The organism is Pantoea sp. BJ2 (assembly GCF_040255075.1).
Classification (GTDB): Bacteria; Pseudomonadota; Gammaproteobacteria; order Enterobacterales; family Enterobacteriaceae; genus Pantoea; species Pantoea leporis.
Map to the genome: position 1 here is coordinate 1,826,580 of NZ_CP158292.1, position 25,282 is coordinate 1,851,861.

The 25,282-nt window shown below is 52.9% G+C and carries 26 protein-coding genes and 3 tRNA genes; 13 read left to right on the plus strand and 16 right to left on the minus strand.

From position 1 onward, the window contains the following. Positions 1-20 precede the first annotated feature (20 nt). Complete coding sequence (locus tag AAF463_RS08420) at positions 21-425, minus strand: hypothetical protein (protein ID WP_101764560.1); 405 nt, start codon at positions 423-425, stop codon at positions 21-23. 389 nt (positions 426-814) lie between these two features. On the opposite strand from AAF463_RS08420, the gene sufA reads away from it, so the two are divergent. From sufA to AAF463_RS08455, 7 genes are all read left to right on the plus strand, one after another. After that, on the plus strand, positions 815-1,189 hold the full coding sequence (gene sufA, locus AAF463_RS08425) for a Fe-S cluster assembly scaffold SufA (protein WP_007892717.1): 375 nt from the start codon (positions 815-817) through the stop codon (positions 1,187-1,189). A 7-nt stretch (positions 1,190-1,196) separates the two neighbouring features. Beyond that, positions 1,197-2,690, plus strand: a complete 1,494-nt coding sequence (sufB, locus tag AAF463_RS08430) for a Fe-S cluster assembly protein SufB (RefSeq protein ID WP_101764559.1) — start codon at positions 1,197-1,199, stop codon at positions 2,688-2,690. Positions 2,691-2,724: 34 nt separating this feature from the next. Beyond that, positions 2,725-3,471, plus strand: coding sequence for a Fe-S cluster assembly ATPase SufC (gene sufC / locus AAF463_RS08435; protein WP_008102973.1), 747 nt, complete (start codon positions 2,725-2,727; stop codon positions 3,469-3,471). After that, a complete protein-coding gene (gene sufD, locus AAF463_RS08440; protein ID WP_350261851.1) occupies positions 3,446-4,723 on the plus strand; it encodes a Fe-S cluster assembly protein SufD in 1,278 nt (425 codons plus the stop codon). The genes sufC and sufD overlap by 26 nt, the downstream gene beginning before the upstream one ends. After that, on the plus strand, positions 4,720-5,943 hold the full coding sequence (gene sufS, locus AAF463_RS08445; protein WP_350261852.1) for a cysteine desulfurase SufS: 1,224 nt from the start codon (positions 4,720-4,722) through the stop codon (positions 5,941-5,943). The genes sufD and sufS overlap by 4 nt, the downstream gene beginning before the upstream one ends. A 20-nt stretch (positions 5,944-5,963) precedes the next feature. Beyond that, a complete protein-coding gene (gene sufE, locus AAF463_RS08450) occupies positions 5,964-6,380 on the plus strand; it encodes a cysteine desulfuration protein SufE (protein WP_101764556.1) in 417 nt (138 codons plus the stop codon). Between the two features lie 61 nt (positions 6,381-6,441). Then, the gene (locus AAF463_RS08455) at positions 6,442-7,428 is read left to right on the plus strand and encodes a L,D-transpeptidase family protein (protein ID WP_137385673.1); all 987 of its coding nucleotides are present in this window, start codon (positions 6,442-6,444) and stop codon (positions 7,426-7,428) included. A gap of 75 nt (positions 7,429-7,503) precedes the next feature. On the opposite strand, the gene AAF463_RS08460 is transcribed toward AAF463_RS08455, so the two are convergent. The 6 genes from AAF463_RS08460 to AAF463_RS08485 form a co-directional block, all read right to left on the minus strand. Further along, positions 7,504-7,740 (minus strand): major outer membrane lipoprotein, encoded by a 237-nt coding sequence (locus AAF463_RS08460; RefSeq protein ID WP_007892735.1) that lies wholly within the window; start codon positions 7,738-7,740, stop codon positions 7,504-7,506. Positions 7,741-8,044: 304 nt separating this feature from the next. Next, positions 8,045-9,457, minus strand: coding sequence for a pyruvate kinase PykF (gene pykF / locus AAF463_RS08465; RefSeq protein WP_110866028.1), 1,413 nt, complete (start codon positions 9,455-9,457; stop codon positions 8,045-8,047). Positions 9,458-9,799: 342 nt separating this feature from the next. Continuing rightward, positions 9,800-9,876: transfer RNA gene (locus AAF463_RS08470), tRNA-Val, on the minus strand. 20 nt (positions 9,877-9,896) lie between these two features. After that, positions 9,897-9,973: transfer RNA gene (locus AAF463_RS08475), tRNA-Val, on the minus strand. A gap of 3 nt (positions 9,974-9,976) precedes the next feature. After that, a tRNA-Val gene (locus tag AAF463_RS08480) sits at positions 9,977-10,053 on the minus strand. Positions 10,054-10,187: 134 nt separating this feature from the next. Further along, positions 10,188-11,561 carry an MATE family efflux transporter gene (locus tag AAF463_RS08485; protein ID WP_222233545.1) on the minus strand — a complete coding sequence of 458 codons (1,374 nt, stop codon included), beginning with the start codon at positions 11,559-11,561 and terminating at the stop codon, positions 10,188-10,190. A 197-nt stretch (positions 11,562-11,758) separates the two neighbouring features. Here AAF463_RS08485 and AAF463_RS08490 point away from each other — a divergent pair, with 197 nt between their 5' ends. Then, positions 11,759-12,403: a riboflavin synthase subunit alpha gene (locus AAF463_RS08490; RefSeq protein WP_110866030.1), complete on the plus strand. Its 645-nt coding sequence runs from the start codon at positions 11,759-11,761 to the stop codon at positions 12,401-12,403. Between the two features lie 51 nt (positions 12,404-12,454). Here the strand turns inward: AAF463_RS08490 and cfa are convergent, their stop codons facing one another. Beyond that, a complete protein-coding gene (cfa, locus tag AAF463_RS08495) occupies positions 12,455-13,603 on the minus strand; it encodes a cyclopropane fatty acyl phospholipid synthase (protein ID WP_110866031.1) in 1,149 nt (382 codons plus the stop codon). Between the two features lie 302 nt (positions 13,604-13,905). Beyond that, complete coding sequence (punC, locus tag AAF463_RS08500) at positions 13,906-15,108, minus strand: purine nucleoside transporter PunC (protein WP_350261853.1); 1,203 nt, start codon at positions 15,106-15,108, stop codon at positions 13,906-13,908. Positions 15,109-15,218: 110 nt separating this feature from the next. Here punC and punR point away from each other — a divergent pair, with 110 nt between their 5' ends. Next, on the plus strand, positions 15,219-16,130 hold the full coding sequence (punR, locus tag AAF463_RS08505; RefSeq protein WP_101764625.1) for a DNA-binding transcriptional activator PunR: 912 nt from the start codon (positions 15,219-15,221) through the stop codon (positions 16,128-16,130). On the opposite strand, the gene purR is transcribed toward punR, so the two are convergent. Then, positions 16,127-17,152, minus strand: coding sequence for an HTH-type transcriptional repressor PurR (gene purR / locus AAF463_RS08510; RefSeq protein ID WP_008110309.1), 1,026 nt, complete (start codon positions 17,150-17,152; stop codon positions 16,127-16,129). The two genes, punR and purR, sit on opposite strands and share 4 nt — an antisense overlap. A gap of 274 nt (positions 17,153-17,426) precedes the next feature. On the opposite strand from purR, the gene AAF463_RS08515 reads away from it, so the two are divergent. After that, a complete protein-coding gene (locus AAF463_RS08515; protein WP_007892756.1) occupies positions 17,427-17,516 on the plus strand; it encodes a YnhF family membrane protein in 90 nt (29 codons plus the stop codon). Between the two features lie 56 nt (positions 17,517-17,572). Here AAF463_RS08515 and AAF463_RS08520 read toward each other — a convergent pair whose 3' ends face one another. Continuing rightward, a complete protein-coding gene (locus AAF463_RS08520; RefSeq protein ID WP_350261854.1) occupies positions 17,573-18,367 on the minus strand; it encodes a C40 family peptidase in 795 nt (264 codons plus the stop codon). Positions 18,368-18,731: 364 nt separating this feature from the next. Here AAF463_RS08520 and AAF463_RS08525 point away from each other — a divergent pair, with 364 nt between their 5' ends. Further along, complete coding sequence (locus AAF463_RS08525) at positions 18,732-19,067, plus strand: Grx4 family monothiol glutaredoxin (protein WP_175501675.1); 336 nt, start codon at positions 18,732-18,734, stop codon at positions 19,065-19,067. Between the two features lie 35 nt (positions 19,068-19,102). On the opposite strand, the gene rnt is transcribed toward AAF463_RS08525, so the two are convergent. From rnt to eptA, 5 genes are all read right to left on the minus strand, one after another. Then, complete coding sequence (rnt, locus tag AAF463_RS08530; RefSeq protein ID WP_110866034.1) at positions 19,103-19,771, minus strand: ribonuclease T; 669 nt, start codon at positions 19,769-19,771, stop codon at positions 19,103-19,105. Positions 19,772-19,878: 107 nt separating this feature from the next. Continuing rightward, on the minus strand, positions 19,879-20,286 hold the full coding sequence (gene gloA, locus AAF463_RS08535) for a lactoylglutathione lyase (RefSeq protein ID WP_007892766.1): 408 nt from the start codon (positions 20,284-20,286) through the stop codon (positions 19,879-19,881). Between the two features lie 101 nt (positions 20,287-20,387). Continuing rightward, on the minus strand, positions 20,388-21,485 hold the full coding sequence (locus AAF463_RS08540) for an alkene reductase (protein WP_350261855.1): 1,098 nt from the start codon (positions 21,483-21,485) through the stop codon (positions 20,388-20,390). Positions 21,486-21,534: 49 nt separating this feature from the next. Then, positions 21,535-22,131: a TetR/AcrR family transcriptional regulator gene (locus tag AAF463_RS08545; RefSeq protein ID WP_101764545.1), complete on the minus strand. Its 597-nt coding sequence runs from the start codon at positions 22,129-22,131 to the stop codon at positions 21,535-21,537. 39 nt (positions 22,132-22,170) lie between these two features. Continuing rightward, positions 22,171-23,808: a phosphoethanolamine transferase EptA gene (eptA, locus tag AAF463_RS08550; protein WP_350261856.1), complete on the minus strand. Its 1,638-nt coding sequence runs from the start codon at positions 23,806-23,808 to the stop codon at positions 22,171-22,173. A 228-nt stretch (positions 23,809-24,036) separates the two neighbouring features. Here eptA and AAF463_RS08555 point away from each other — a divergent pair, with 228 nt between their 5' ends. Both AAF463_RS08555 and AAF463_RS08560 read left to right on the plus strand, forming a co-directional pair. Continuing rightward, the gene (locus tag AAF463_RS08555) at positions 24,037-24,276 is read left to right on the plus strand and encodes a DUF1289 domain-containing protein (RefSeq protein WP_008110296.1); all 240 of its coding nucleotides are present in this window, start codon (positions 24,037-24,039) and stop codon (positions 24,274-24,276) included. Between the two features lie 71 nt (positions 24,277-24,347). Beyond that, positions 24,348-25,244 carry an aldo/keto reductase family oxidoreductase gene (locus AAF463_RS08560; RefSeq protein WP_222233539.1) on the plus strand — a complete coding sequence of 299 codons (897 nt, stop codon included), beginning with the start codon at positions 24,348-24,350 and terminating at the stop codon, positions 25,242-25,244. Positions 25,245-25,282: the final 38 nt, after the last annotated feature.

Genomic DNA, 25,282 nt, shown 5'->3' on the forward strand with positions numbered 1-25,282 from the left:
GGAGACGTCACAAAGCTGGATTAGAATATCCAGCCTGCGTGGCGAACAAAATCACTCTGCAGGCGGGTGGCTTGATCCCACTCGCCGCTGAGCGCCAGTTGATGACACAAGCGTGTTAATGACAGGCGCGCCAGTTGATAGGCCTGAATCCGGAACAAACGGTCACGATCGGCATTGCCCATCTCCTGCACTAAGCGATGATGGAGCTTGCCCATGGCATGCAGAAAGCTGTGATCGTCGCCGTTGATTTCGCAGATTTCTGCCATATCAAGACAGGTGTCGTTAAAGCGACGCAGTTGGTCGAGTGTGCAATCAGTGCGGTTGAGCTTTGCCTGAGCCATGTAGAAGTCAACGGTGATATCACGCACCGAAAACTTATATTCGTCGATTTTATGTTGTAACCAGGCTGAGACGGTAAGCGTCATATCGCCACCTTTTTAGGTTAATGATAATCATTATCATATTAAACCGCGTCAGGAATGCAATTCCCGCTGTGAAATTTTATTGATTTCCTCTGCCTGTTACTAAAATCGGTAATAACAATTTCTTTACATAGTGGAAAGGCGTAACCTATCAATCAGGATGGAAACGTAAAATTGATTTTGGAAATTTTACGACAATTTAACGGGTTACGTTGGTCAGGCGCGCACGGGAATGCTGCCGTCAATCTGCTTTGAAGCGACTATGCTTAATAAAGCAGCAGTAAAAAACAGCACGAGATGATTATCCCTGCAAAACAAGAGGTTGAAGTGATATCTGATATCACTACCATAGGGGGATAGCCTGAAAAGGCCCAGACATACGAGGTAGCACAATGTCATCAGTAAATGCCGACTCTTTTTCACCCGAAGATTTCGTCTGGAAAGGGCTCACGCTGACCGAATCGGCAGCGAAACAGATTCTTAACCTGGTAGAACAAGACCCTGAAGTCAAGGGCTTGAAACTGGGTGTGAAAACGTCCGGCTGTGCCGGTTTTGGGTACGTTATGGACCTGGTGAAAGATCCTGCCGATGACGACCTGCAGTTTGAGCAATTCGGCGCAAAACTGTTTGTGCCACTTCAGGCGATGCCGTTTGTTGACGGTACCGAGCTGGATTATGTCCGCGAAGGTCTTAACCAGATTTTTAAATTCAACAACCCTAAAGCTCAACACGCCTGCGGGTGCGGTGAAAGCTTTGGCGTCGAGTAAGTGAAATATGTCACGACACAGCGAAGCATCTGACGATGTACAAATGTGGGAAGGTAAGCTCAACTATAAAGAGGGCTTCTTTACCCAGTTACAAACTGAAGAATTTGCCCACGGCATCAATGAAGATGTGGTGCGCGCCATTTCGGCTAAACGTAACGAACCTGAATGGATGCTTGAATTCCGTCTCAAGGCGTTCCGCGCCTGGGAGCAAATGGAAGAGCCGCACTGGCTGAAAGCGCACTACGAGAAACTGGATTATCAGGATTACAGCTATTATTCCGCGCCGTCCTGCGGCAACTGCGATGACAGCTGTGCTTCTGAACCCGGTGCCACGCAAACCTCCGGCAGCGTCGCGTCCAGCGACTACCTGACGAAGGAAGTGGAAGACGCGTTCAACCAGTTAGGCGTTCCGGTGCGTGAAGGTCGTGAAGTGGCGGTGGATGCGATTTTCGACTCCGTCTCCGTTTCAACCACCTATCGCGGCAAGCTGGCGGAGCAGGGCATCATCTTCTGCTCGTTCGGCGAAGCGATTCACGATCACCCTGAGCTGGTGCAGAAGTATCTCGGCACCGTCGTGCCGCCAAACGATAACTTCTTCGCTGCGCTGAACTCCGCTGTGGCCTCTGACGGTACCTTCGTTTATATCCCGAAAGGCGTACGTTGCCCGATGGAGCTGTCGACCTATTTCCGCATCAACGCGGCAAAAACCGGTCAGTTCGAGCGCACCATTTTGATCGCCGATGAAGACAGCTACGTCAGCTACATCGAAGGTTGCTCTGCGCCTGTGCGTGACACCTATCAGCTGCACGCCGCAGTGGTAGAAGTGATCATCCATAAAAACGCTGAAGTGAAATACTCCACCGTACAGAACTGGTTCCCAGGCGGCGAAGGCGAGGGCGGTATCCTCAACTTCGTGACCAAACGTGCCCTGTGCGAAGGCGATCACAGCAAGATGTCCTGGACGCAGTCTGAGACCGGTTCGGCGATCACCTGGAAATATCCAAGCTGCATTCTGCGCGGTGATTACTCCATCGGTGAGTTCTACTCGGTCGCACTGACCGCAGGCCGCCAGCAGGCGGATACCGGTACCAAGATGATTCACATCGGTAAAAACACCAAGTCGACCATCATCTCCAAAGGTATCTCTGCCGGTAAGAGTCAGAACACCTATCGTGGCCTGGTGAAAATCATGCCAACCGCGACCAACGCGCGTAACTTCACTCAGTGCGACTCGATGCTGATTGGTGCCGAGTGCGGTGCGCACACCTTCCCATATGTGGAAACGCGCAACAATACCGCCCATCTGGAGCACGAAGCCACCACCTCGCGCATCGGTGAAGATCAGATGTTCTACTGCCTGCAGCGTGGCATCAGCGAAGAAGATGCGATCTCAATGATTGTCAACGGCTTCTGCAAAGACGTTTTCTCCGAGCTGCCACTGGAATTCGCCGTGGAAGCGCAAAAATTGTTAGCTATCAGCCTTGAGCACAGTGTGGGCTGATGCCCGTTGCCGGAAGCAATGTGAAGGAAAGAGTATGTTAAGCATTAAAGATTTGCAGGTTAGCGTTGAAGACAAAGAGATTTTGCGCGGTCTGAACCTCGAAGTGAAACCGGGCGAAGTCCACGCCATCATGGGACCGAACGGTTCAGGTAAAAGTACCCTGTCTGCAACGCTGGCTGGCCGTGAAGATTACGAAGTCACTGGCGGTTCTGTCACCTTCAAGGGCAAAGATCTGCTGGAACTTGAGCCAGAAGAGCGTGCCGGTGAAGGCATCTTCATGGCGTTCCAGTATCCGGTAGAAATTCCGGGCGTCAGCAACCAGTTTTTCCTGCAGACCTCGGTCAACGCGGTACGTAAATACCGTGAGCAGGAGCCGCTGGACCGTTTCGACTTCCAGGATTTCATCGAAGATAAAATCCAGCTGCTGAAGATGCCAGAAGATTTGCTGACCCGTTCAGTTAACGTGGGCTTCTCCGGTGGTGAGAAGAAGCGTAACGACATCCTGCAGATGGCGGCACTGGAACCTGAGCTGTGCATCCTTGATGAAACCGACTCCGGTCTGGATATCGATGCGCTGAAAATCGTGGCAGAAGGCGTAAACAGCCTGCGCGACGGTAAGCGTTCATTCATCATCGTGACGCACTACCAGCGTATTCTGGATTACATCAAGCCAGACCACGTACATGTGCTGTATCAGGGCAAGATCGTTAAATCTGGCGACTTCTCGCTGGTGAAACAGTTGGAGGAGCAAGGCTATGGCTGGCTTACCGACCAGGAGTGATAACGCCCTGCAGCAGTGGCATCATCTGTTTGAATCGCGCGGTGACGTACGTTCTTTGCAGGCGCAGCAGCACTGGCAGCAACTGATGCGTGTCGGCCTGCCGACGCGTAAGCATGAAAACTGGAAATACACGCCGCTTGATGGCCTGTTGGCGCAGCAGTTTGTGCTGCCGCAGCCGCAGGAAGTGAGCCCGGAACAAGTTGAAGCGCTGGCGCTGCCGGTTGATGCGGTGCGTCTGGTGTTTGTTGACGGCCGTTTTCAGGCTGAATTGAGCAGCCGTGATACCGGCCTGTTTGAAATTCAGCTTGCGCAGGCTTCTGAGCGTCGTCCGCTACCGGCACCGATTCAGCCGGAAGTGTTCCTGCATCTTACTGAAAGTCTGGCAGAAGAAGCCACGACAATTCGTCTGGCGCGTGGCAAATCAGCGGCTAAACCGCTTTATCTGTTGCACATCACCAGCGGTCAGGATGCGGGCACCAACACCGTGCACCATCGCCACCATCTGCAGCTGGAAGCCAGCGCAGAAGCGGAAGTGATTGAGCACTATGTCACGCTGAATGACGTGGCGCACTTTACCGGCGCGCGTTTCACTTTCGACGTGGCCGACAATGCCAAACTGCAGCACATCAAACTGTCATTCGAGAGCGAGAAGGCTTACCACTTCGCGCACAATGATGTGGTGATGGGCCGCGATGCGAATGTGGCCACCACTAGCTTCCTGCTGGGTGCCGGCTTATCGCGTCATAACACCAGCGCGCAGCTTAATGGCGAAAATACCAATCTGGCTATCAACAGCTTGTCGTTGCCGGTGAATCAGGAAGTGTGCGATACCCGCAGCTATCTGGAACACAACAAAGGCTACTGCACCAGCCGTCAGATGCATAAAGTCATCGCGCGCGATAAAGGTCGTGCGGTGTTCAACGGCATGATCAAAGTGGCGCAGCACGCGCTGAAAACCGATGGACAGATGACCAACAACAACCTGTTGCTGGGCCGTCTGGCTGAAGTGGACACCAAGCCGCAGCTGGAAATCTATGCGGATGACGTGAAGTGCAGCCACGGTGCGACCATTGGTCGTATTGATGAAGAGCAGATGTTCTACCTGCGCTCGCGCGGCATCGATGAGACTGCCGCACAGCGTATGATCATCCATGCCTTTGCCGCTGAACTCACCGAAACGCTGGAAAATCCGGTATTGCGTCAGGTGGTGCTGCAGCGCATTGCCGCGCGTATCCCGGGAGTTGAGTCATGAGTTTCGATCTCGAACGCATCAGAGCGGAATTTCCGATTCTGAAACGTGAGGTCAACGGACATCCGCTGGCCTACCTTGATAGCGCGGCCAGCGCACAGCGCCCGCTCGCGGTCATCAATGCGGAAAGTTATTTCTACCAGCACGGCTATGCGGCCGTGCACCGTGGTATCCATTCGTTGAGCGCGCAGGCGACCACCGACATGGAGAACGTACGTCATCAGGCCGCGCGTTTTCTTAACGCCGCTTCGCCAGAAGAGATTATTTTCGTCAAAGGCACCACGGAAGCCATCAATCTGGTGGCGAACAGTTGGGGCGGCAGTCAGTTGCAGCCGGGCGACAACATCATCGTCACCGAGATGGAGCATCACGCTAACATCGTGCCGTGGCAAATGGTGGCGCAGCGTACCGGCGCAGAAATTCGCGTTTTGCCGCTGAATGCGCAGGGCGAGCTGGCGCTGGAACAGCTGAGCGGCTTGATTGATAGCCGCACCCGTTTGCTGGCGGTCACCCACGTTTCTAACGTGCTCGGCACCGTCAATCCCGTAAAAGCTATCGTGGCACAAGCGAAAGCCGCTGGTGTGATTACGTTGCTGGATGGCGCGCAGGCGGTGATGCATCACAAGGTGGATGTGCAGGATATCGACTGCGACTTCTACGCTTTCTCCGGCCATAAGATTTATGGTCCGACCGGCATTGGTGTGTTGTATGCGCGTAAAGCGTTGCAGGAGATCATGCCACCCTGGGAAGGCGGCGGTTCGATGATTTCGGATGTTGTGCTGCCAACCGGCACCACCTTTAACACTACACCATGGCGTTTCGAAGCGGGCACGCCGAATACCGGCGGCATCATTGGTTTGGGTGCGGCGTTAACGTGGATCAGCGAACTGGGCCTGGACGTGATTCATCAGCGCGAATCGATGCTGATGCGTTATGCGCTGGATAAACTGGCTTCGGTGCCGGATCTGGTGATTTACGGTCCGGAAAGTCGCAGCGGCGTGGTGGCCTTTAACCTCGGCAACCATCACGCCTTTGATGTCGGCAGTTTCCTTGATCAATACGGTATTGCGATCCGCACCGGCCATCACTGTGCGATGCCGCTGATGCGTCATTATGCGGTGCCGGCCATGTGTCGTGCCTCCTTCGCGCTGTACAACACCGAAGAAGAAGCCGATCGTCTGGCCGCAGGTTTGACCCGTATTCATCGTCTGCTGGGCGGTTGAGCAGACTTCAGGAGTGATTCATGGCGAATTTGCCAGATAAAGAGAGACTGGTTCGTAACTTCAATCGTTGCGCAAACTGGGAAGAGAAATACCTCTACATCATTGAACTCGGTGGGAAATTACCAGAATCCTCCGAAAGCTTACAGCAGCCGGAACACGTGATTTCAGGTTGTCAGAGCCAGGTGTGGATACGCATGACCCCGCAGGCCGATGGCACCATCGCCCTCGAAGGCGACAGCGATGCCGCCATCGTTAAAGGGTTGATTGCAGTGGTATTTAGTCTGTATCAAGGGCTTAAGGCGTCAGAGATTCTCGATCTCGATGTGCGCCACTGGTTCGGCGAATTGGCGCTGACCTCACATCTCACTCCCTCGCGTTCGCAGGGGCTGGAAGCGATGATTCGCGCGATCCGGCATAACGCTCAGACCCTCAGCTAAGTTACACTCTCCAGACCCCGGCTTGACCGGGGTCTGTTCTATCCGACAAAGAGAAAATTGCATGAAACCAGCCTTACGTTTAGCCGGTGCATTGCTGTTGTCCTGTTGCGGACTCTCTGCACCTGCATTTGCTACGGAATATCCCCTACCAGCCGATAATAGCCGTTTGATTGGCGAAAACACCCTGACCACCGTGCCGGATGACAAGCGGCCGCTGGAGAGCATTGCCGCACGTTATAAGATAGGCATGCTCGGCATGCTTGAAGCTAATCCAGGCGTTGATCCCTGGCTCCCCAAGGCTGGCACACAATTAACCGTGCCACTGCAGATGCTGCTACCCGATGCACCACGGGAAGGTATCGTGATTAACCTCGCGGAACTGCGACTTTACTATTATCCGAAAGGTGAAGATCGTGTGGTCGTCTATCCGATCGGGATCGGTCAGTTAGGCGCTATGACGCCAACCATGGTCACCAGCATCAGCCAGAAAATCCCGAATCCTACCTGGACGCCAACCACCAATATCCGCAAGCGCTACGCCAAAGAGGGCATTACCTTGCCGGGCGTTGTGCCAGCCGGGCCAGATAACCCAATGGGGCTGTTTGCGATGCGTCTGGCGCGTGGGACCGGTCAGTATCTGATTCACGGCACCAATGCTGACTTTGGTATTGGCATGCGCGTAAGTTCCGGCTGTATTCGCTTGCGACCGGATGATATTGAAGCGCTGTTCAACAGCGTGCCTAAAGGGACGCGGGTGCAGGTGATCAATCAGCCCATCAAATATGCGATTGAGCCCGACGGTAAGCGCTACGTTGAAGTGCATCAGCCGTTATCACGTAATGATAAGGACGATCCGCAAACCATGCCGATTGCGCAGTCAGCGCAGCTGAAAGCCTTCTCAAAGAGCGAGAAGAGTGATACGGCGTTGATCAAGGAAGCGATAGCCCGACGTTCCGGGATGCCAGTATTAGTGAGCAGCGGTGAGCCGGTGACAGATGAAAGCGCAGTACCAACGGAGCAGCGTGGTGAAGCTGTAGCGCAGCCCTGAATTCGGACCAGAGCATCGCAGAATCAGGACAAAAAAAATGGTGCCACATGGGCACCATTTTTCAAACCAGAACTCTTACTTACGGTAAGAGTGAGCCTGGTTGTCCAGACGCTGGTTAGCACGAGCTGCGTCATCTTTAGCAGCTTGAACGTCAGAACGGATTGCGTTCACGTCGTTGCTCAGCTGATCAACTTTAGCGTTCAGAGTCTGAACGTCTGAAGACAGTTGGTCGATTTTAGCGTTGCTTGAGCAACCAGCCAGCATAGTTGAAGCCAGGATTACAGCGCCCAGTACCAGTTTAGTGCGATTCATTCTTTATACCCTCTAGATTGAGTTAATCTCCATGTAGCGTTACAAGTATTACACAAAGCTTTTTGAGTTGAGAATAAATTTTTGATGAGAACATGCTTAAATTTGATCGTTCGCTCAAAGAAACAGCATTTAACAGAAGATGATGAAAATAATTAGCTAAAACAGAGAGATTTAATCGGACTAACCTTAATCATACGAGATTTTGAATAGTTAATTTCGATTGGAAATTTCTGGCTTTTGTATTACCTCTGCAATAAAAAAAGCGCCTTTAAAAGGCGCTTTTAAATAAAAATTCAGTTGCTAATCAGATTACATGTACAGACGCGGTGTTTGTCGTTCCGCTTGGTACTAATGCACCTGAAACCATTACCACCACATCGCCTTTCTGCGCATATCCGCTTTCCAGCGCCATTTCTTTACCAATGCGGTAGAAATCATCAGTTGAGGCAATTTCTCTCACCAGATGAGTTTCGATACCTTTGCTCAGAATCAGCTGACGAGCGGTGGTTTCGTTGGTGGTGAGCGCCAGAATGGTGGCATCCGGGAAATACTTACGGATAGCTTTAGCAGATTTACCACCTTCGGTGGCTACAACAATCAGTGGTGCTTCCAGCTTCTCTGCAGTCTCAACGGCACCGCGGCATACCGCTTCGGTGATGCGCAGCTTGCGTGAGTCCTGCAGCGAGTCAATGCGCGATTTCATCACGCGATCGGTACGCTCACAGATGGTCGCCATGATGGTGACCGACTCCAGTGGATAACGACCTTTAGCACTCTCACCAGACAGCATGACCGCATCGGTACCATCGAGGATGGCGTTCGCCACGTCGCCGGCTTCCGCGCGGGTAGGGCGTGGGTTCTTGATCATGGAATCCAGCATCTGCGTCGCGGTGATGACCACTTTGCGTGCTTTATTACATTTCTTAATCATCATCTTCTGCGCGAAGATCACTTCCTCAACCGGGATCTCAACGCCGAGGTCGCCACGAGCAACCATGATGCCGTCTGAGGCTTCGAGGATCTCATCGAAGTTGTTCAGGCCTTCCTGGTTCTCGATTTTCGAGATGATCTGGATATGCTCGCCGCCATGCGCTTTCAGGTGCTCACGGATTTCCAGCACGTCAGAACGCTTACGGATAAACGAAGCGGCGACGAAATCAACGTTCTGCTCGCAACCAAAGATCAGGTCGCGCTTATCTTTTTCCGCCAATGCAGGCAGCTGAATGGAGACACCTGGCAGGTTAACGCCCTTGTTCTCACCCAGATCGCCATTGTTCAGGACATTACAGATTACTGAATTCTCAGTCACTTCAGTGACCTGCATACCGATCAAACCATCGTCGACCAGAACGGTGTTACCAATTTTCAGATCTTCAGTGAAGCCGGCGTAGGTCACGGCAACACGTTCGCTGTTACCAATGACTGACTGATCGGTGGTGAAGGTGAAGGTCTGGCCGGCTTTCAACGACACATCGTTGCCGCCTTCCAATTTCATGGTACGAATTTCCGGACCTTTGGTGTCCAGCAGAATAGCGGCCTGACGACCGGTTTTTTCCATAACGGCACGCATGTTGGTAATGCGTTGGCCATGTTCAGCGTAATCCCCGTGCGAGAAGTTAAGGCGCATCACGTTCATGCCCGCTTCCAGCAGTTGGGTCAGCATCTCTTCAGATTCGGTTTTTGGACCGATAGTACAAACGATTTTGGTCTTTTTCATGTCAGGTTTTCTATAAGTTGTGATGGATGATAAAGGTCGGGATTCGATGCGCACGGCACCGAAGTGAGAATATTTATGGTGTTGGATCGGATTTCACAGAAATAAGAATAGGAGACGAAAGCAAAGCGTGCAGAGAAGTTATGCAGTACGCGAGGGAACTGAGTGATCAGTGTTGCGCAAATCATTGGAGTTGTTTGCATAGGCACGTTAGCGCTGAAACCTTTCAGGTGGAACAACGCGGCATAGTATAGTCGCTAAGTATGCGAAAACCAATATAAAAGCGGCGCGATATAGACGATGCAGATCAAGAAAAAGGTGTTGCGCAAGGAGATAAAACCAGAGTGGTGCGCTCTAATGGACTCGAACCATCGACCCCCACCATGTCAAGGTGGTGCTCTAACCAACTGAGCTAAGAGCGCATTGAGGAAATTCACAAAATTGGTGCGTCCGAGTGGACTCGAACCACCGACCCCCACCATGTCAAGGTGGTGCTCTAACCAACTGAGCTACGGACGCACTTGGTGCGCTCTAATGGACTCGAACCATCGACCCCCACCATGTCAAGGTGGTGCTCTAACCAACTGAGCTAAGAGCGCAACACGCTGTCAGGGCGACAGCGGGGACGAATATTAACGGCAGGCCGTGATGCTGGCAAGGGGAAAAAGTGTTTTTCCCCTACGACTGACCAGCAACTGTGCTATGCGTCGTTTTTTTCGCCGTTACCAGCCACTTAGCGCGCAGCGCGCGCCAGGATGACCTGCGCAGGCAGGCGCTGCAAACGACGGATGCGCCAAATCATCATCACCGCTGCGGAGGTCAGGCCGATAATAAAGCCACACCAGAAACCGGCGGGACCCAACTTCGGCAAGACCCAATCCGTCATCGCCAGTACATAACCCACCGGCAAACCCAGCACCCAATAGGCGATAAAAGTAATGAAGAAGATCGAGCGCGTGTCTTTATAACCGCGCAAGATACCGCTGCCAATCACCTGAATTGAATCTGAGAACTGATAAATCGCCGCCAGCAACATGAGCTGTGCCGCAAGGGTAATGACTTCTGGATTTGCCGTGTACAGGCCAGCGATATCGTGACGGAAAATCACGGTAAACAGCGCGGTGATGGCCGCCATGCTGATGCCGACGCCTTGCCCGGTCCACGCAGCAACGCGCGCCTGTTCGGCCGAACCTTGTCCCAGCCGATAGCCAACGCGAATGGTAGTGGCGACGCCGAGCGACAGCGGCAACACGAACATCAGCGAACTGAAGTTGAGTGCAATCTGGTGTCCGGCCACTTTCACGATACCGAGCGGTGATACCAACAGCGCCACCACGGCAAACAGCGTCACCTCAAAGAACAGCGCCAATGCCACCGGCAAACCCAGCGTGAACAGGCGTGACAAAATCGCACGTGACGGTGCAGACCAGCGCGTTTTCATACGGATGTCGCGCATGCTTGCCATGCGTTTCACCCAGAAGCGCATCACCAGGAACATCACCCAATAGACCGATGCCGTCGCCACGCCGCAGCCGACGCCGCCTAAGGCCGGCATACCAAAATGGCCGTAAATGAACACATAGTTGAGCGGAATATTCACCATCAGGCCGAGGAAGCCGAGCAGCATCGCCGGTTTGGTTTTCGACAAACCTTCGCATTGGTTGCGCATCACCTGGAACAGCAGGTAACCCGGTGCGCCCCACAGCAAGGCATGCAGGTATCCTTCAGCTTTGGCAGCCAATTCAGGATCGATATCATGCATGGTGTTAATCAGATAACCAGCGTTCCACAGCACCACCATAATCAGGAGTGCAACACCGATTGCCATCCAGTATCCCTGGCGTACTTGTTCCGCGATACGTTCGCGTCGTCCTGAACCGTTGAGTTGCGCAACGGTAGGCGTCAAAGCCAGTAGAAGACCATGACCAAACAGAATGGCGGGAAGCCAGATAGAGGTGCCGACAGCGACGGCGGCCATATCCGTGGCGCTTACCGCACCGGCCATAACAGTATCTACAAATCCCATCGCAGTCTGGGCCACCTGAGCAAGGATGACCGGGATCGCGAGGGCCAGCAATTGACGCGCTTCGGTAAAATACTTCTGCACGTTACACCTGCTTAATTAATGAAGAGAGCGGGGCGAAATCCCCAAAGAATGCGCGCACAGTGTAGCGGCAGCGCTGGCTTCCGCCAAACGTTGATCGCATTTTGTTTAGCAATTTGTGTAAAGTTTGAACTCCGCCAAATTAAGCTGCCGCCGACAAGCTGTGATAAACTGACGCAAACTTTGCAGAGGCTAAGATTATGTTTACTGGAATTGTGCAAGGCACGGCAGAAATTGTCGGCATTGAAGAGAAAGATCTGTTTCGTACCCATATTGTGCGCTTACCGGATGAGCTGTTACCGGGACTGGCGCTGGGCGCATCGGTAGCCCACAACGGCTGCTGCCTGACTGTGACTGAGATTAATGGCGATCGGGTTAGCTTCGATCTGATTAAAGAAACATTGCGCATTACCAACCTGGGTGAATTACAGGTCGGGGATGTGGTGAATATTGAGCGTGCAGCGAAGTTCAGTGATGAAATTGGCGGCCATTTAATGTCTGGCCATATTATGACCACGGCGGAAATCTGCAAAATCATCCAGTCAGAAAACAACCGCGAAATCTGGTTTAAATTACAGGACGCCACGCAGATCAAATATATTCTGCATAAAGGTTTTGTGGGTATCGACGGAATTAGTTTGACCGTTGGCGACGTTACCAAAAGCAAGTTCTGTGTGCATCTGATTCCGGAAACCCTCGAGCGCACCACGTTAGGCGCGAAGAAGTTTGGTCAGAAGGTCAATATTGAGATTGATCCTCATACGCAGGCCATTGTGGAAACCGTTGAACGCGTATTAGCGCAGCGTGAAGCCGCTGCACTGGCGCAGATTGCCAGCGCAGAATAATGGCGCTAAAAAAGGCGCCCTGCGGCGCCTTGATTTATTTCTGCAAGCTCATTAACGCGCTACGCGTAATCCGCCATCCTTGCCACGACTGAATACCACCTGCCACAGCTGAATATCACGGGCACGAAACGCACCGGCGCAGGCGTTGAGATAATAGTCGAACATTCGTTTAAAACGTTCGCCATATTTCTCAGCCAGCTGCGGCCACGCCGCCTGAAAACGTTCATACCAGGCCATTAACGTCGTATCGTAATCTGCGCCAAAGTTATGCCAATCTTCCATGACGAAATGTGGCTCACTGGCATCAGCGATTTGACGGACCGACGGCAGACAACCGTTCGGGAAGATATATTTATCAATCCACGGATCGACATTCATATCCGTTGTGAGGGCACCAATGGTGTGCAGTAAAAATATGCCGTCTGGTTTGAGATTGCGGTCAGCAACATCAAAATAAGTGGCATAGTTTTTCGGCCCGACATGTTCAAACATTCCGACAGAAACAATGCGATCATATTGATTATTCAGATCGCGATAGTCCTGCAATAATATTGTGACATCCAGTCCTTCACAGCGTTGTTGTGCCAGTTTTTGTTGTTCAGCAGAAATAGTGACGCCATGCACCGTAACGCCATAATGGCGAGCGGCATATTCCGCCAGTCCGCCCCAGCCACAACCGATATCCAACAGCGTCATGCCCGGTTCAAGTTGTAACTTGCGGCAAATCATATCCAGTTTGGCCTGCTGCGCGTTTTCCAACGTATCAGCATCTTTCCAGTAGCCGCAGGAATATTGCATATAAGGGTCAAGCATCAGTGAGAATAGATCATTACCCAGGTCGTAATGCTCTTTACCCACAATCCAGGCGCGTTTTTTCGATTGCAAATTAGTAAGACGCGCGGCGGCGATGCGCAACGTATCTTTAAAATGCCGCGGTAATTGTTTATCCAGATGGTGTTTTAAAACGCGATGGAAGAACATATCAAGCTGTTCGCACTCCCACCAACCATCCATGTAACTTTCACCTAATCCGAGCGATCCTTCCTCGAGCACGCGTTTAAAAAAATCTGGATGCTTTACCTGAATATCCCAGGGACGAGTGCCATTAACTGCAATATCAGCACGCTCTAGCAGTTCATTGACGATCCGAAACCAGTGGTTTTCTTCAAGGCTCACTTCTTCTATAACAGATGAACTCATAGCTTCTCCATCACCTTCCGATCTGAACCTGAGAAAAAGAATAGCCAATTTCCCAAGACCTGTGAGAGAACTCACGGAAAATCCGTGCGCCAGAAATCCGACGTTTTACAGAGGCATGAATTTGAATAGAAAAGTTGGACGCCGCACTGGAGTATCGTGCAGACGCCATCCCGCGACAGAGTCGCTAAAGGTATTACATTTATATTATTGATTTAATACAGAATTATTGACCCACTGAGTATATGCTCACGTGGGTCAATATTCAACGGGTTATCGTTAGTTTGCTAACGAAAAGCGTTGGCTTAGAGATTATCTTCGCAGGGACGGGAAGTGTGGGCAATATCACTTTGTGCGTTTGCCGATCGCTGGCAGACAAAGCCCACCCACGCCAGTACCACGGTGGCCACCATCACTAATGTGGTGTTGAACAGCGCCTGCTCAAGGCCGGCGGAGACCAGCAGGCTGGCGACAAAGCACAATCCTAACTGCAATAAATTCTGTAATCCTGCCGCTTTACCGGTGGCGTGCGGGAAGGGCGCTAATGCGCTGGCCACCACAATCGGATAGATCGCGCCATTGGCCAGCGCCATGCCGCAGAAGGGCATCAGCAGCACAAACAGCGGCGCTGAAGGCATCAGGGCGATGACAAACAGACTTAGGATGCTCAGACTGTACAGCACCAGCAACCACGGCAGCAGTTGCGCGCCCTGATAACGATTTAACAGCGTGCGGCAGCCAAAGCCGCCAATCAGAAACGCAATGGTCTGCGGAATATAGCTCAGGCCAATATCACCCGGCGTCAGGCCAGCTGCGGCGAGAATGAAAGGTGAGCCCGTCAGCCACGCGAAAAAGCTCGCCGAACATGCCGAATAGATTAAGACGTTACCGCTGTATACGCGGGTACCCAGCAAAGTCAACCAGCCGGGTTGTTTGCCTGAGGCAACTTTCTCGCGCTTAGGCGAGGTTAATTGCAGCGTACCGATCAGCAACACTACGGCAACCAGCGTCAGCGTGATAAAGATGCTGCGCCAGTGGAAGTGGCCGATCAGCCAGGCGCCGAGCAGCGGTGCCAGCGCCGGCGACAGCGCAACCAGCGGCATAATCGTTGCAAACACTTTATTGGCTTTCGCTTTTGGATAGTGATCCACCACCAGCGCCTGCCAGCTTACGGCAGCCGCACACACGCCAATCGCCTGCATAAAACGCAGCGCCAGCATCAGGCGGACATCGGTCACCCACAGCATTCCCAGACAACCGAGGGCGAAGATGGCAAGGCCCGCCAGCAAAATCGGCTTACGTCCATAACGATCTGATAGCGGTCCCCAAAATACCTGGGCACAGGCAAAACCGCCGAGAAACAGACTCAGGCTGGCGCTGATGGTGCCGGGTGCGCTAGCAAAATCACGCTGCATATCGCCAAAGGCGGGCAAATACATATCCGTGGCAAGAAAGCCGAGCATGCTGAGCACGGCGAGATAAGGCATAAATGCTTTAGACGACAACATGTTGATTCTCTTTTGGGCAGGGTGAACGCCGGGGAGTGTAAAAGGATGCGGCGCGCTTTGTGAAACGCTAATATTTGCATGGTGCTGTTAAAATTTTTGAAGGCAAATTTATGTGGTCAGAATATGCGCTTGAAGTGGTGGATGCAGTAGCGCGCACCGGCAGTTTTAGCGCGGCAGCGCAGGAACTGCATCGCGTGCCCTCTGCCGTCAGTTATACTGTGCGCCAGCTGGAAACCTGGCTGGCGGTGCCGCTGTTTGAGCGCCAGCATCGGGAAGTGGTGATGACAGCGGCGGGCGAGCATTTTGTGCGGGAAGGCCGATCTGTTATCAAAAAAATGCTGGCCACTCGCCGACAGTGTCAGCAACTGGCAAATGGCTGGCGCGGCGAGTTGAGCATCGCGGTTGACTGCATTGTAAAACCGCAGCGCACGCGACAGTTAGTGAAGGACTTCTATCGCCATTTTCCCGATATGGAGCTGATTATCAGCTACGAAGTGTTCAACGGCGTGTGGGATGCGTTGGCTGATGGTCGGGTGGATGTGGCGATTGGCGCAACCCAGGCCATTCCGGTGGGCGGACGTTTTGCCTTTCAGGATATGGGCGCGCTGAACTGGCGTTGTGTGGTGAGCCCTGATCATCCGCTGGTTAACAGCAAGGAGCTGGATGATGAAACCTTGCGGGCGTGGCCATCGCTGGTGCTGGAGGATACCTCGCGTGCGTTACCGCGCCGTATGACATGGACGCTGGATAATCAGCGGCGGTTGGTGGTGCCAGAGTGGGAAACCGGGATGGATTGTTTGCTGGCAGGATTGTGCGTCGGCATGGTGCCTGGCCATTTGGCGCGTCCACTGCTGGACAGCCAAAAACTGGTCGAGCTGGCGCTACCGCAGGCGTTTCCGGACAGTCCGTGCTGCGTTAGCTGGTCAGAACAGCGCGCGTCACCGGCGCTGGCGTGGTTACTGGCTTATCTCGGGGATGCGGAAACGCTGAACCACGAATGGCTCAGCGAAGTGTCGGCTTAGCGGCGGTAGTCGCGGAACGGACCGTACGCCACCGAACGGCGTTCAATCAGCGTTGGCTGGACTTCGATAGTTTGCGGATCTTCGCGCTTGCTGGTGATGCGATCCAGCAGCATTTCCAGCGCTTTTTCGCCCAGTTCAGCTTTCGGCTGGTGCACGGTGGTGAGCGCTGGTGTGAAATAGCGCGCGTTGCGCACGTTATCGTAGCCAATCACCGAGATATCCTGCGGTACGCGCAAACCCATCTCATCAGCAGCGCAAATCGCGCCCATCGCCATGATATCGCCACCGCAGAACACCGCGGTTGGACGCTGTTTCTGATTTAAGATCTGTTGCATCGCCTGATAGCCCGATTCAGGCTCAAAGTCGCCCTGAACCACCCACTCGGGACGCACCGTAATGCCCGCTTCGTTCATTGCCTGCAGGAAGCCAGCATGACGTCCACCGCCGGTGTTGCGCTCCATTTGGCCAGGAATGGCACCGATATCGCGATGGCCACGTTCAATCAGATAACGCCCGGCGAGATAGCCGCCCTGAAATGCATTGTCCTGCACGGTATCGGTGAAATCACCGCGTGACGCGCCCCAATCCATTACCACCATGGGGATATTGCGGTTCTCTTCCAGCATCTGCAGCAAATCGTCTGGATATTCCGAACACATCACCAGCAGACCATCGACGCGCTTTTGCGCCATCATCGACAGGTAAGCGCGCTGCTTTTGCAGATCGTTGTGCGCATTGCCGAGAATCAGCGTATAGCCGCGTTCGAAGCAGCGGTTCTCCACCGCTTCGATAATTTCAGCGAAGTAGGGCGCTTCGCTGGAGGTCGCCAGCAGACCCAAAGTTTTGGTGTGATTAACTTTAAGACTACGCGCCACGGCACTCGGCGAGTAGTGTAATTCTTTGATCGCTTCCCATACGGCGTTACGCGTCTCTTCCGCAACGAAACGCGTTTTGTTGATGACATGCGAAACCGTGGTGGTTGAGACACCCGCGCGTTTTGCGACATCTTTAATTGTTGCCATGAAAATGGTGCTCCTGGGCTTATCGCAACTTACTGATAAGTATATTGTTAAACGTTTGCGTCTGCTAATGCTTTTACAGCCCAAAAAAGCGGGCAAAACGGCATGTTCAAGCAGGTAAAATCACTTCATCACGCTGTAAATACAGCCTGCGCAAAATCTGTTGCGCAACGAAAGGCGGCGATTCTAGCAAGCTGGCGCGGATAACACGAGATTTTTGCCTATTGCTATGCGAAAATCGCCTTAACCCTAATAATTGTGTGACTAAGGAGTTGTGATGAATACCGACCTGAAGCTGGCGCTAATGACCACTGTTGGCGCACTGTTGATGATTATCGCCTTCAGCTTTACCGCGATCATGCATTAACAAAAAAGCCGGAGCTGAGAACAGCATCCGGCTTTTTTATGTCTGTTGCGCAACAACTAGCGAATGGTTTTTGGCGTCATCATACGACGCGCGCCCACATAGTGTTTCTGCCAGTAATCCTCACCCAATGCGCTAATCTGAATATCTTTGCCGGTACGCGGCGACTGAATGAATTTGCCATTGCCAAGATAAACGCCCACATGGTCGGCGGTACCGCGATTGTTGATGCGGAAGAACACCAGATCGCCTTTCTCCAGCATTTCACGCTTAATCGGTGCCGCATCACGCAGGTGATACATCTCATTGGCGGTGCGTGGCAGTTTGAATTTCACCAGATCTTTATAGGCGTACCATACCAAGCCGCTGCAATCGAAACCAGTGTGTGGCGAAGCGCCGCCCCACTGATAAGGTTTGCCGAGTTGACCCATTAATTTGGTCATCGCCGTTTCACGCGCTTTTTGATAACGCTGGCGGTGCGCTTTACTCATTTTGATGCCGGTCAGCGCTAACGCTTCATCATCGACGGCGATCTCGGGCGTTTTCTTCGCTAAACGTTGATGACCGTATTTCTTAGCAGAGAGTTTCAGCGGGGATTTTTTGCTGGTGGTTTTGTGCAGCGCGACGTCTGTTTTGCTCTGTTTTTTGAGTTTGAATTTTTGAACAGCGGTCAGACGCGATTTTTTGGTGGTGGTGGTTTTTACCGGACGTCGTTTGCGGCGCTCGTCTTCACGTGCGCTCTTTTTCTCTGCTTTAAGCGAACTGGCGTTAACGGGCGCATGCGGAGATGCAGCGGCCACATTAAAGAACAGTTGGGCAAAAGCCAGTATGAAAAGCGTAATTAGTAGACGCATAATCCGGTTACAGGTTAAGCAGGCTGAATCAAAGCAGACTGCGTAAAAGTGAGAGAAATCTGATCAGGTGACCAGCGCCGAGGCAATTCTAATCCACTTTTTTTACAAAAGGTAAGGCCTTTTTCTATTAATATGTTACCAGATTGATTCTGTAGCAAAAATGAGCGATTTCAGCTGGTTAACACAGCGAAATTATTGCTAATTATTAATTTATTAATGCCAATTAATGATATGAAAATGTTATTTGTCATGCGTTAACTTAACAAACATGGCGATTAGCCAGTGCAAACGCAAAATCCCGTTTTCAGTCCGGGAGCGAAATCGCTACAATAAACAAACACGAAGTAGAAGATTAAGGAAGGCAATAATGAGTACTGTTGAAAAAATTCAGCGTCAGATCGCAGAAAACCCGATTCTGCTGTACATGAAAGGTTCGCCAAAGCTGCCAAGCTGTGGTTTTTCGGCGCAAGCCGTGCAGGCGCTTTCTGCGTGTGGCGAGCGTTTCGCTTACGTGGACATTCTGCAGAACCCGGATATTCGCGCTGAAATGCCAAAATACGCTAACTGGCCAACCTTCCCGCAGCTGTGGGTCGACGGTGAACTGGTCGGCGGCTGCGACATCATCGTTGAGATGTTCCAGCGCGGTGAACTTCAGCCACTGCTGAAAGAGACCGCTGAGAAGTATAAAGAAGCGGAATAATGCAGAAGGCCGACACATGTCGGCCTTTTCTTTGGTTACCCGGCAGACGCCTCGTCTGCGGATTCTTCACTGAAAGCCAGCGGCCAGCCGCCCAGGCGTTTCCAGCGGTTCACCAACTCACAGAACAGCGTCGCGGTTTGCTCGGTGTCATACAGCGCCGAATGCGCCTGCGTGCTATCAAACTCCATTCCCGCCGCTTTACAGGCTTTCGCCAACACGGTTTGCCCCAGCACTAAACCGCTCAGTGCCGCGGTATCAAAAGTGGCAAACGGGTGGAACGGATTGCGCTTCAGGCTGGCGCGCTCGGCGGCCGCCATCACGAAGTTGAGATCGAAGGTGGCGTTATGCGCCACGATAATGGCGCGATTGCAGCCGCTGTCTTTGGTGCCTTTGCGCACCATTTTAAAAATCGCGTGCAGGGCTTCATATTCGCTTACCGCACCGCGCAGCGGATTGGTGGGATCGATGCCGGTAAACGCCAGCGCCGCAGGATTCAGAATGGCGCCTTCAAACGGTTCCACATGGAAGTGCAGCGTTTCATCGCGGTGCAACCAGCCGTCTTCATCCATTTTTAGCGTGGTGGCTGCAATTTCCAGCAGTGCATCGGTTTGTGCATTGAAACCCGCGGTTTCAACGTCGATCACAACAGGATAAAAACCGCGAAAGCGTTGGTGGAGAGCGTTCAAAGCGTTCGATTCAGACATCAGGATCTCATGGCAATAAATAGGGCAGCGCGCATTATGGCAAAAATCGCAGGAGGGTGCAGCAGGAGAGGGAAGTCAGCCTGCAAATAGCAGGCTGACGGGCAACCTTAGTTGCCTAAGCCGTGACCGGCATGTTTGTTTTCAATCAGCTCGATTTTGTAGCCGTCTGGATCTTCAACAAATGCAATAATAGTCGAACCGCCTTTTACCGGGCCCGCTTCACGCGTCACGTTGCCGCCTGCGCTGCGAATGCGTTCGCAGGTATCAGCTACGTTGTCCACGCCCAGCGCGATATGGCCGTAAGCGTTGCCGAGATCGTATTTATCCACGCCCCAGTTGTAAGTCAGCTCAATCACCGCGCCCTCGCTCTCTTCGGTGTAGCCAACGAATGCCAGGGTGTACTTATACTCGGTGTTTTCGCTTTGACGCAGTACGCGCATGCCGAGCACGCGGGTGTAGAAATCGATTGAACGTTGTAAATCGCCAACGCGTAACATGGTGTGAAGTAAACGCATAACATCCTCTTTTTTCAAAACGTCATCAGTGCATGACAAGCAACTTAGTATAGACACTGATGAAACAACGCTGCCGCTTATCCGCCGCGGCAGCCATTTTCTTACAGGGTTGGATAATCGGTATAACCTTCCGCGCCGCCACCGTAAAAACTCTCAGGACGCTGCGGATTGAGTGGCGCATCCTGCTGCAGACGGGCAACCAGATCCGGGTTGGCGATAAAGTCGCGACCAAAGGCCACGGCGTCAATCAGGCCACGCGCAATCAGATCGTCGGCTTTCTCAACGGTGTAAGCACCGGCACCGATGATCACGCCTGGGAACAGGGCACGCACTTTTTCACGGAATGCATCGCTGTAAGGCTGTCCGCCCGCCCAGTCTGGCTCAGAAAGGTGCAGATAGGCGATGCCGCGTTTACCCAGCTCGGCGATATACCACAGCGCCGCTTTTTCTTCTTCCGGGCCATTTTCCAGATTCTGGAAAGCACCGATTGGTGAAACGCGGATACCAATACGATCGGCAGACCAGTTGGCAATCGCCGCATCCACCACTTCCAGCGCGAAACGGCCACGCTTTTCAATCGAACCGCCGTACTCATCGGTACGCTGGTTTGAACCTGGTGCGAGGAACTGGTGCATCAGATAGCCGTGCGCGGAGTGCAGCTCCAGCAGGTCGAAATCGGCTTCGCGCGCATTGGCGGCGGCCTGACCAAAATCTTTTACGATTTGCTGAATTTCAGCCACTGACAACTCGCGTGGCACGGAGGTGTCTTCACGATAAACAGAACCATCCGCGGCGCGCAGGGACGTGCGCGTACCTGCCGCTAGTGGGGATGGGGCGACCGGCGCTTTGCCTTCGGGCTGCACGCTGTTATGAGATATGCGGCCGGTGTGCCACAGTTGTACAGCGCTGTGACCGTTGGCGGCATGAATGCCTTCGTTAATCACTTTCCACGCGGCAATTTGCTGCTGTGTGTGCAGACCCGGCGCACCGGCATAGCCTTTCGCCTGGAAAGAGATCTGGGTGGCTTCGGTGATGATCAAACCGGCACTGGCGCGCTGTTGATAATATTCTGCCATCAGCGGCGTAGGGATATCGCCCGGCTCAATGCTGCGCAGACGCGTCAACGGGGCCATGAAAATGCGGTTCGGTACGGTAATCGCGCCCACTTTAAGTGGGGAGAACAGCTGCTTACTCGCCATATTGATTGCTCCAGGAAGACCGGTCGTCTAGTAAATGGGGTTTTAAAAATCAGTGACTTATCAGCCACTGTTCGATGGTGTCGAGTGCCAGGCTAATCGGGCCCGGCTCTCGGGAAATCTTGCTCTGCAAACTGGCTCCGAGCCACAGCAAGTAGCAGCGCTGCGCCAGCTGCTGCGGCGTTTGCCCAAACGGCAGCGGCTGCTCAGCCGCCACCTCAGTCAAACAGCGCGTGTAGGCAGCGATAATGGCGTTGGCACCCTGTTGCAGTGCATCGCGCATCGGCTCAGAGAGATCGCACACTTCGGCTGACAACTTTACGCCAAGACAGCCAACAATATGACCTTGCTCGATAAACAGCCGTTCGCCATAGCGGAAATGCGCTAACAACCGCTCGGTCGGCGTTAAATCGGGCAGACTCAACTGCTGATCAATCTGCTGCTGGAAATGGCTGAAGTAGCGCTCAATCAGCGCCACGCCAAAGGCCTCTTTCGAACCGAAATAGTGGTAGAACGAGCCTTTCGTGACTTCTGCCAGCGCCAGCATCTCGATCAAACCCATGCCGGTAAAGCCGCGCTGTAAACAAACCTGCTCGCCAATAGCGAGCAGGTGTTCACGGGTATCGTTGCGTTGCAGAGTCTTATTCATGGGGGGCAGGTTATTAGACCAGTCAGTCTAACGCAACCCTCAGGCGGCAGTTTGGCACGATCTGATCATGTCCAGCTGCGGCTGATACTGCTGCGTCTGGATATTGAACATGCCTAAAACCGTATGGAAAAGATTATCTTGCGAAACCTTGGCGTCAGCCGCTTGCTGGCGTAAACAGGCATCATTGATGTGGTTTGCCGCCGCGTATCCCGGTGACATCCACATTAGCAGAGGAATGTGTGTTTGCTGCGCAGGCGCAAACAGGTAAGGCGCGCCGTGCAGATACATCCCGCGCTCGCCAAGCGATTCGCCGTGATCGGAGAGATAAACCAGCGCCACATTGAAGCGATCGCTTAGGCCTTTAAGCTTATCGATGGTGCGGCTCAGCATGTCGTCGCTATACAGCAGCGAATTATCGTAGGTGTTCACCAGCGCCTGATGATCGCAATCCTGAATCTGCTTGCTGTCGCAGGTGGGTGTAAAACGGCGGAACTCAGCCGGATAACGCTGATAATAGGCTGGGCCGTGGCTGCCCATCTGATGCAGCACGATAATGCCATCGTTGTGCAGGCTGGCAACATAGTTATCAAGACGATGCAGCAACACCTCATCCTGGCAAAAACCATCGTGACAATATTGCGGCAGTTTCCACTGCGTCATATCGGTGTGCGGCACGCGGTCACAGGCGCCTTTACAGCCACCATCATTTTCGCGCCACAGTACGCTTACGCCCGCATGGGCGAGGATGTCGAGTACGCCTTCCTGGTGGTGCGCCAGATTGGCGTCGTAATGCACGCGAGGCATATTCGAGAACATACAGGGCACCGAAATGGCGGTTTCTGTGCCACAGGAACTGGCGTTGGGATAGTAAATTACCTGCTGTTTTTTCAATTCTGGATTGGTCTCTCGCGCGTAACCACCCAACGAAAAGTTCTCGGCGCGCGCCGTTTCACCCACTATTAACACCACCAGCGTTTTTTTAGTCGCTGTGGAGATTAACGGACCTTTATGAGCATCTTCACCGATTTTCACCAGCGCCTGGCTACCTTGCAGATAGCGTTGATCGACATAGTGGCCGGTGCCGCTGACGATATTGGCCGGGGTAATCATCTTGATCAGATTTTTATTATTGCGGATTAGCGAGGCGTAATCTTTGTAAAACAGCGCCGCCATCAGCAGTATCACCAATATTGCGCCCAGTGCGCACGTCAGGCGTTGCAGCAGATTCCACCACCAGCGCGGTCCACGACGAATACGCACGCCGCAAATCAGCGCCACCGGCACCATCCCCATCAATAACATCCAGAGTAGATAGCGGCTGCTAAAAAACGCTGAGGCTTCCTGCGGGTCAGATTCAAAGACGTTTTGCATCATATTGGTGTCGATCACCGTGCCAAAACTGTGCATGAAGTAATTGGCGGCGGCGCTGACGAACACCAGCACAATCAGCAACGGCTTGCGCAGATAAGGCCAGGCAGCAAGTGAGAAAATAAAATAGAAAGCCGAGGCCAGCACCAGCGGAATACTGGCGGCGAACAGATAATCGTGGGGATGATCGTATGGAATCATTTCCCAGGCACGCAGCAAGAACAGGGCATTTAAAACTAGTGCGAAGAACAGCGCAGCAATAAGGTTAAATCCGCTGGTGCCGCACTGCAGGGTGGTCGGGAATCTCATGAAAACTCAACGGTAAGAAGTCGTGTGACAATCGTATGAAGACAAGCTGAGGAAAACCTTAACCAAGAGTAAACATAAACCATCCAAATCCGATAAATGCTGGCTATTTGGTAAACAGGCGTAACCAGACAGCGTAATGGCTTGATTATGCACAATGGGCGTCTACGCTTTGCACAATGTCATTAAGCTGTTATCAATATGATATGAGATATTAATTGCGGAGTGGATGTGGCCGAGCAACTTGAGTTCTTCCCCGTTCCCAGCCCGTGTCGTGGTATTTGCCAGAGTGACGCGCGTGGTTATTGTCGTGGCTGTTTACGCAGCCGGGAAGAGCGCTTTAACTGGATGAAATTCAGCGATGCGCAAAAGCGCGATGTGCTGCGCTTGTGCCGGCAACGCTTTTTGCGCCTGCAGCGGCAGCAAAAAGTGGATGAAGATCATGATCCACAACAACCGGAACTGTTTTAAGAAAACGATGATTTGCCTTTCCGTTATACTCCCGCTTTCGTCATCTGGAACCGTGTTTAGGGAGTTTAACCATGTTACAAGCGCAGGCTATTGCACCGCAGGGACCCTCATTTTCACCGCTGATCGCCGGTTACTGGCGTTTAATGGAGTGGGGCATGACGCCGCAGCAAGTGGTGCAATTTATTGAGCACCATTTAGCGCTGGGCATCACCACCGTCGATCACGCCGACATCTACGGCGATTACCAATGTGAAGCCGCCTTTGGTGCCGCGCTGCGCCTCGCGCCAGGGTTACGTGAGAAGCTGCAAATCGTCACCAAATGCGGCATTGCGACGCGCGCGAAGCCTGAACACCGTATTGGTCACTACATCACCGAAGCCAGCCACATTCTGCACAGCGCCGAAAATTCGCTGCGCCATTTCCATACCGATTACCTCGATTTGCTGTTGATTCATCGCCCGGATCCGTTGATGGACGCGGATGAGATTGCCGAAGCCTTTATGGCGCTGCATCAGAGCGGCAAAGTACGCCATTTTGGCGTCTCCAACTTCACCGCCTCGCAGTTCACGCTGCTGCAATCGCGTTTGCCGTTCAGTCTGGTCACCAATCAACTGGAGATCTCTCCGCTGGAACAAACGTCGCTGCTGGATGGCTCGCTTGACCAGTGCCAGCAAAATCGCATTCGCCCGATGGCGTGGTCATGCCTCGGCGGCGGTCGCCTGTTTAACGATCCGCATTATCAGCCGCTGCGCGATGAGCTGGAGCAGGTTAAGCAGGAGATCGGCGCCAGCAATATCGAGCAGGTGGTGTATGCATGGGTGATGAAACTGCCAAGCCGTCCGCTGCCGATTATTGGATCAGGTAAAATCGAACGTGTAAAAGAGGCGGTTGGCGCGTGCCAATTGACGCTGGATCGCCAGCAATGGTTCCGCATCCGTAAAGCCGCCATCGGCTACGATGTGCCCTAAAGCGTAAAGCTGCGTCAAATTACGGCAGCCTGGATGAA

Excerpts from the sequence above, each read along its gene's own strand:
- AAF463_RS08520 (WP_350261854.1), bottom strand. The coding sequence starts at position 18,367 with ATGCGTCTACTAATTACGCTTTTCATACTGGCTTTTGCCCAACTGTTC.
- sufA (WP_007892717.1), top strand. The coding sequence starts at position 815 with ATGTCATCAGTAAATGCCGACTCTTTTTCACCCGAAGATTTCGTCTGG.
- sufC (WP_008102973.1), top strand. The coding sequence starts at position 2,725 with ATGTTAAGCATTAAAGATTTGCAGGTTAGCGTTGAAGACAAAGAGATT.
- AAF463_RS08560 (WP_222233539.1), top strand. The coding sequence starts at position 24,348 with ATGTTACAAGCGCAGGCTATTGCACCGCAGGGACCCTCATTTTCACCG.
- AAF463_RS08490 (WP_110866030.1), top strand. The coding sequence starts at position 11,759 with ATGTTTACTGGAATTGTGCAAGGCACGGCAGAAATTGTCGGCATTGAA.
- AAF463_RS08420 (WP_101764560.1), bottom strand. The coding sequence starts at position 425 with ATGACGCTTACCGTCTCAGCCTGGTTACAACATAAAATCGACGAATAT.
- AAF463_RS08540 (WP_350261855.1), bottom strand. The coding sequence starts at position 21,485 with ATGGCGAGTAAGCAGCTGTTCTCCCCACTTAAAGTGGGCGCGATTACC.
- gloA (WP_007892766.1), bottom strand. The coding sequence starts at position 20,286 with ATGCGTTTACTTCACACCATGTTACGCGTTGGCGATTTACAACGTTCA.
- sufB (WP_101764559.1), top strand. The coding sequence starts at position 1,197 with ATGTCACGACACAGCGAAGCATCTGACGATGTACAAATGTGGGAAGGT.
- AAF463_RS08545 (WP_101764545.1), bottom strand. The coding sequence starts at position 22,131 with ATGAATAAGACTCTGCAACGCAACGATACCCGTGAACACCTGCTCGCT.
- eptA (WP_350261856.1), bottom strand. The coding sequence starts at position 23,808 with ATGAGATTCCCGACCACCCTGCAGTGCGGCACCAGCGGATTTAACCTT.
- AAF463_RS08515 (WP_007892756.1), top strand. The coding sequence starts at position 17,427 with ATGAATACCGACCTGAAGCTGGCGCTAATGACCACTGTTGGCGCACTG.
- AAF463_RS08460 (WP_007892735.1), bottom strand. The coding sequence starts at position 7,740 with ATGAATCGCACTAAACTGGTACTGGGCGCTGTAATCCTGGCTTCAACT.
- pykF (WP_110866028.1), bottom strand. The coding sequence starts at position 9,457 with ATGAAAAAGACCAAAATCGTTTGTACTATCGGTCCAAAAACCGAATCT.
- sufS (WP_350261852.1), top strand. The coding sequence starts at position 4,720 with ATGAGTTTCGATCTCGAACGCATCAGAGCGGAATTTCCGATTCTGAAA.
- purR (WP_008110309.1), bottom strand. The coding sequence starts at position 17,152 with ATGGCAACAATTAAAGATGTCGCAAAACGCGCGGGTGTCTCAACCACC.
- cfa (WP_110866031.1), bottom strand. The coding sequence starts at position 13,603 with ATGAGTTCATCTGTTATAGAAGAAGTGAGCCTTGAAGAAAACCACTGG.
- punC (WP_350261853.1), bottom strand. The coding sequence starts at position 15,108 with ATGTTGTCGTCTAAAGCATTTATGCCTTATCTCGCCGTGCTCAGCATG.
- sufE (WP_101764556.1), top strand. The coding sequence starts at position 5,964 with ATGGCGAATTTGCCAGATAAAGAGAGACTGGTTCGTAACTTCAATCGT.
- rnt (WP_110866034.1), bottom strand. The coding sequence starts at position 19,771 with ATGTCTGAATCGAACGCTTTGAACGCTCTCCACCAACGCTTTCGCGGT.
- sufD (WP_350261851.1), top strand. The coding sequence starts at position 3,446 with ATGGCTGGCTTACCGACCAGGAGTGATAACGCCCTGCAGCAGTGGCAT.
- AAF463_RS08455 (WP_137385673.1), top strand. The coding sequence starts at position 6,442 with ATGAAACCAGCCTTACGTTTAGCCGGTGCATTGCTGTTGTCCTGTTGC.
- punR (WP_101764625.1), top strand. The coding sequence starts at position 15,219 with ATGTGGTCAGAATATGCGCTTGAAGTGGTGGATGCAGTAGCGCGCACC.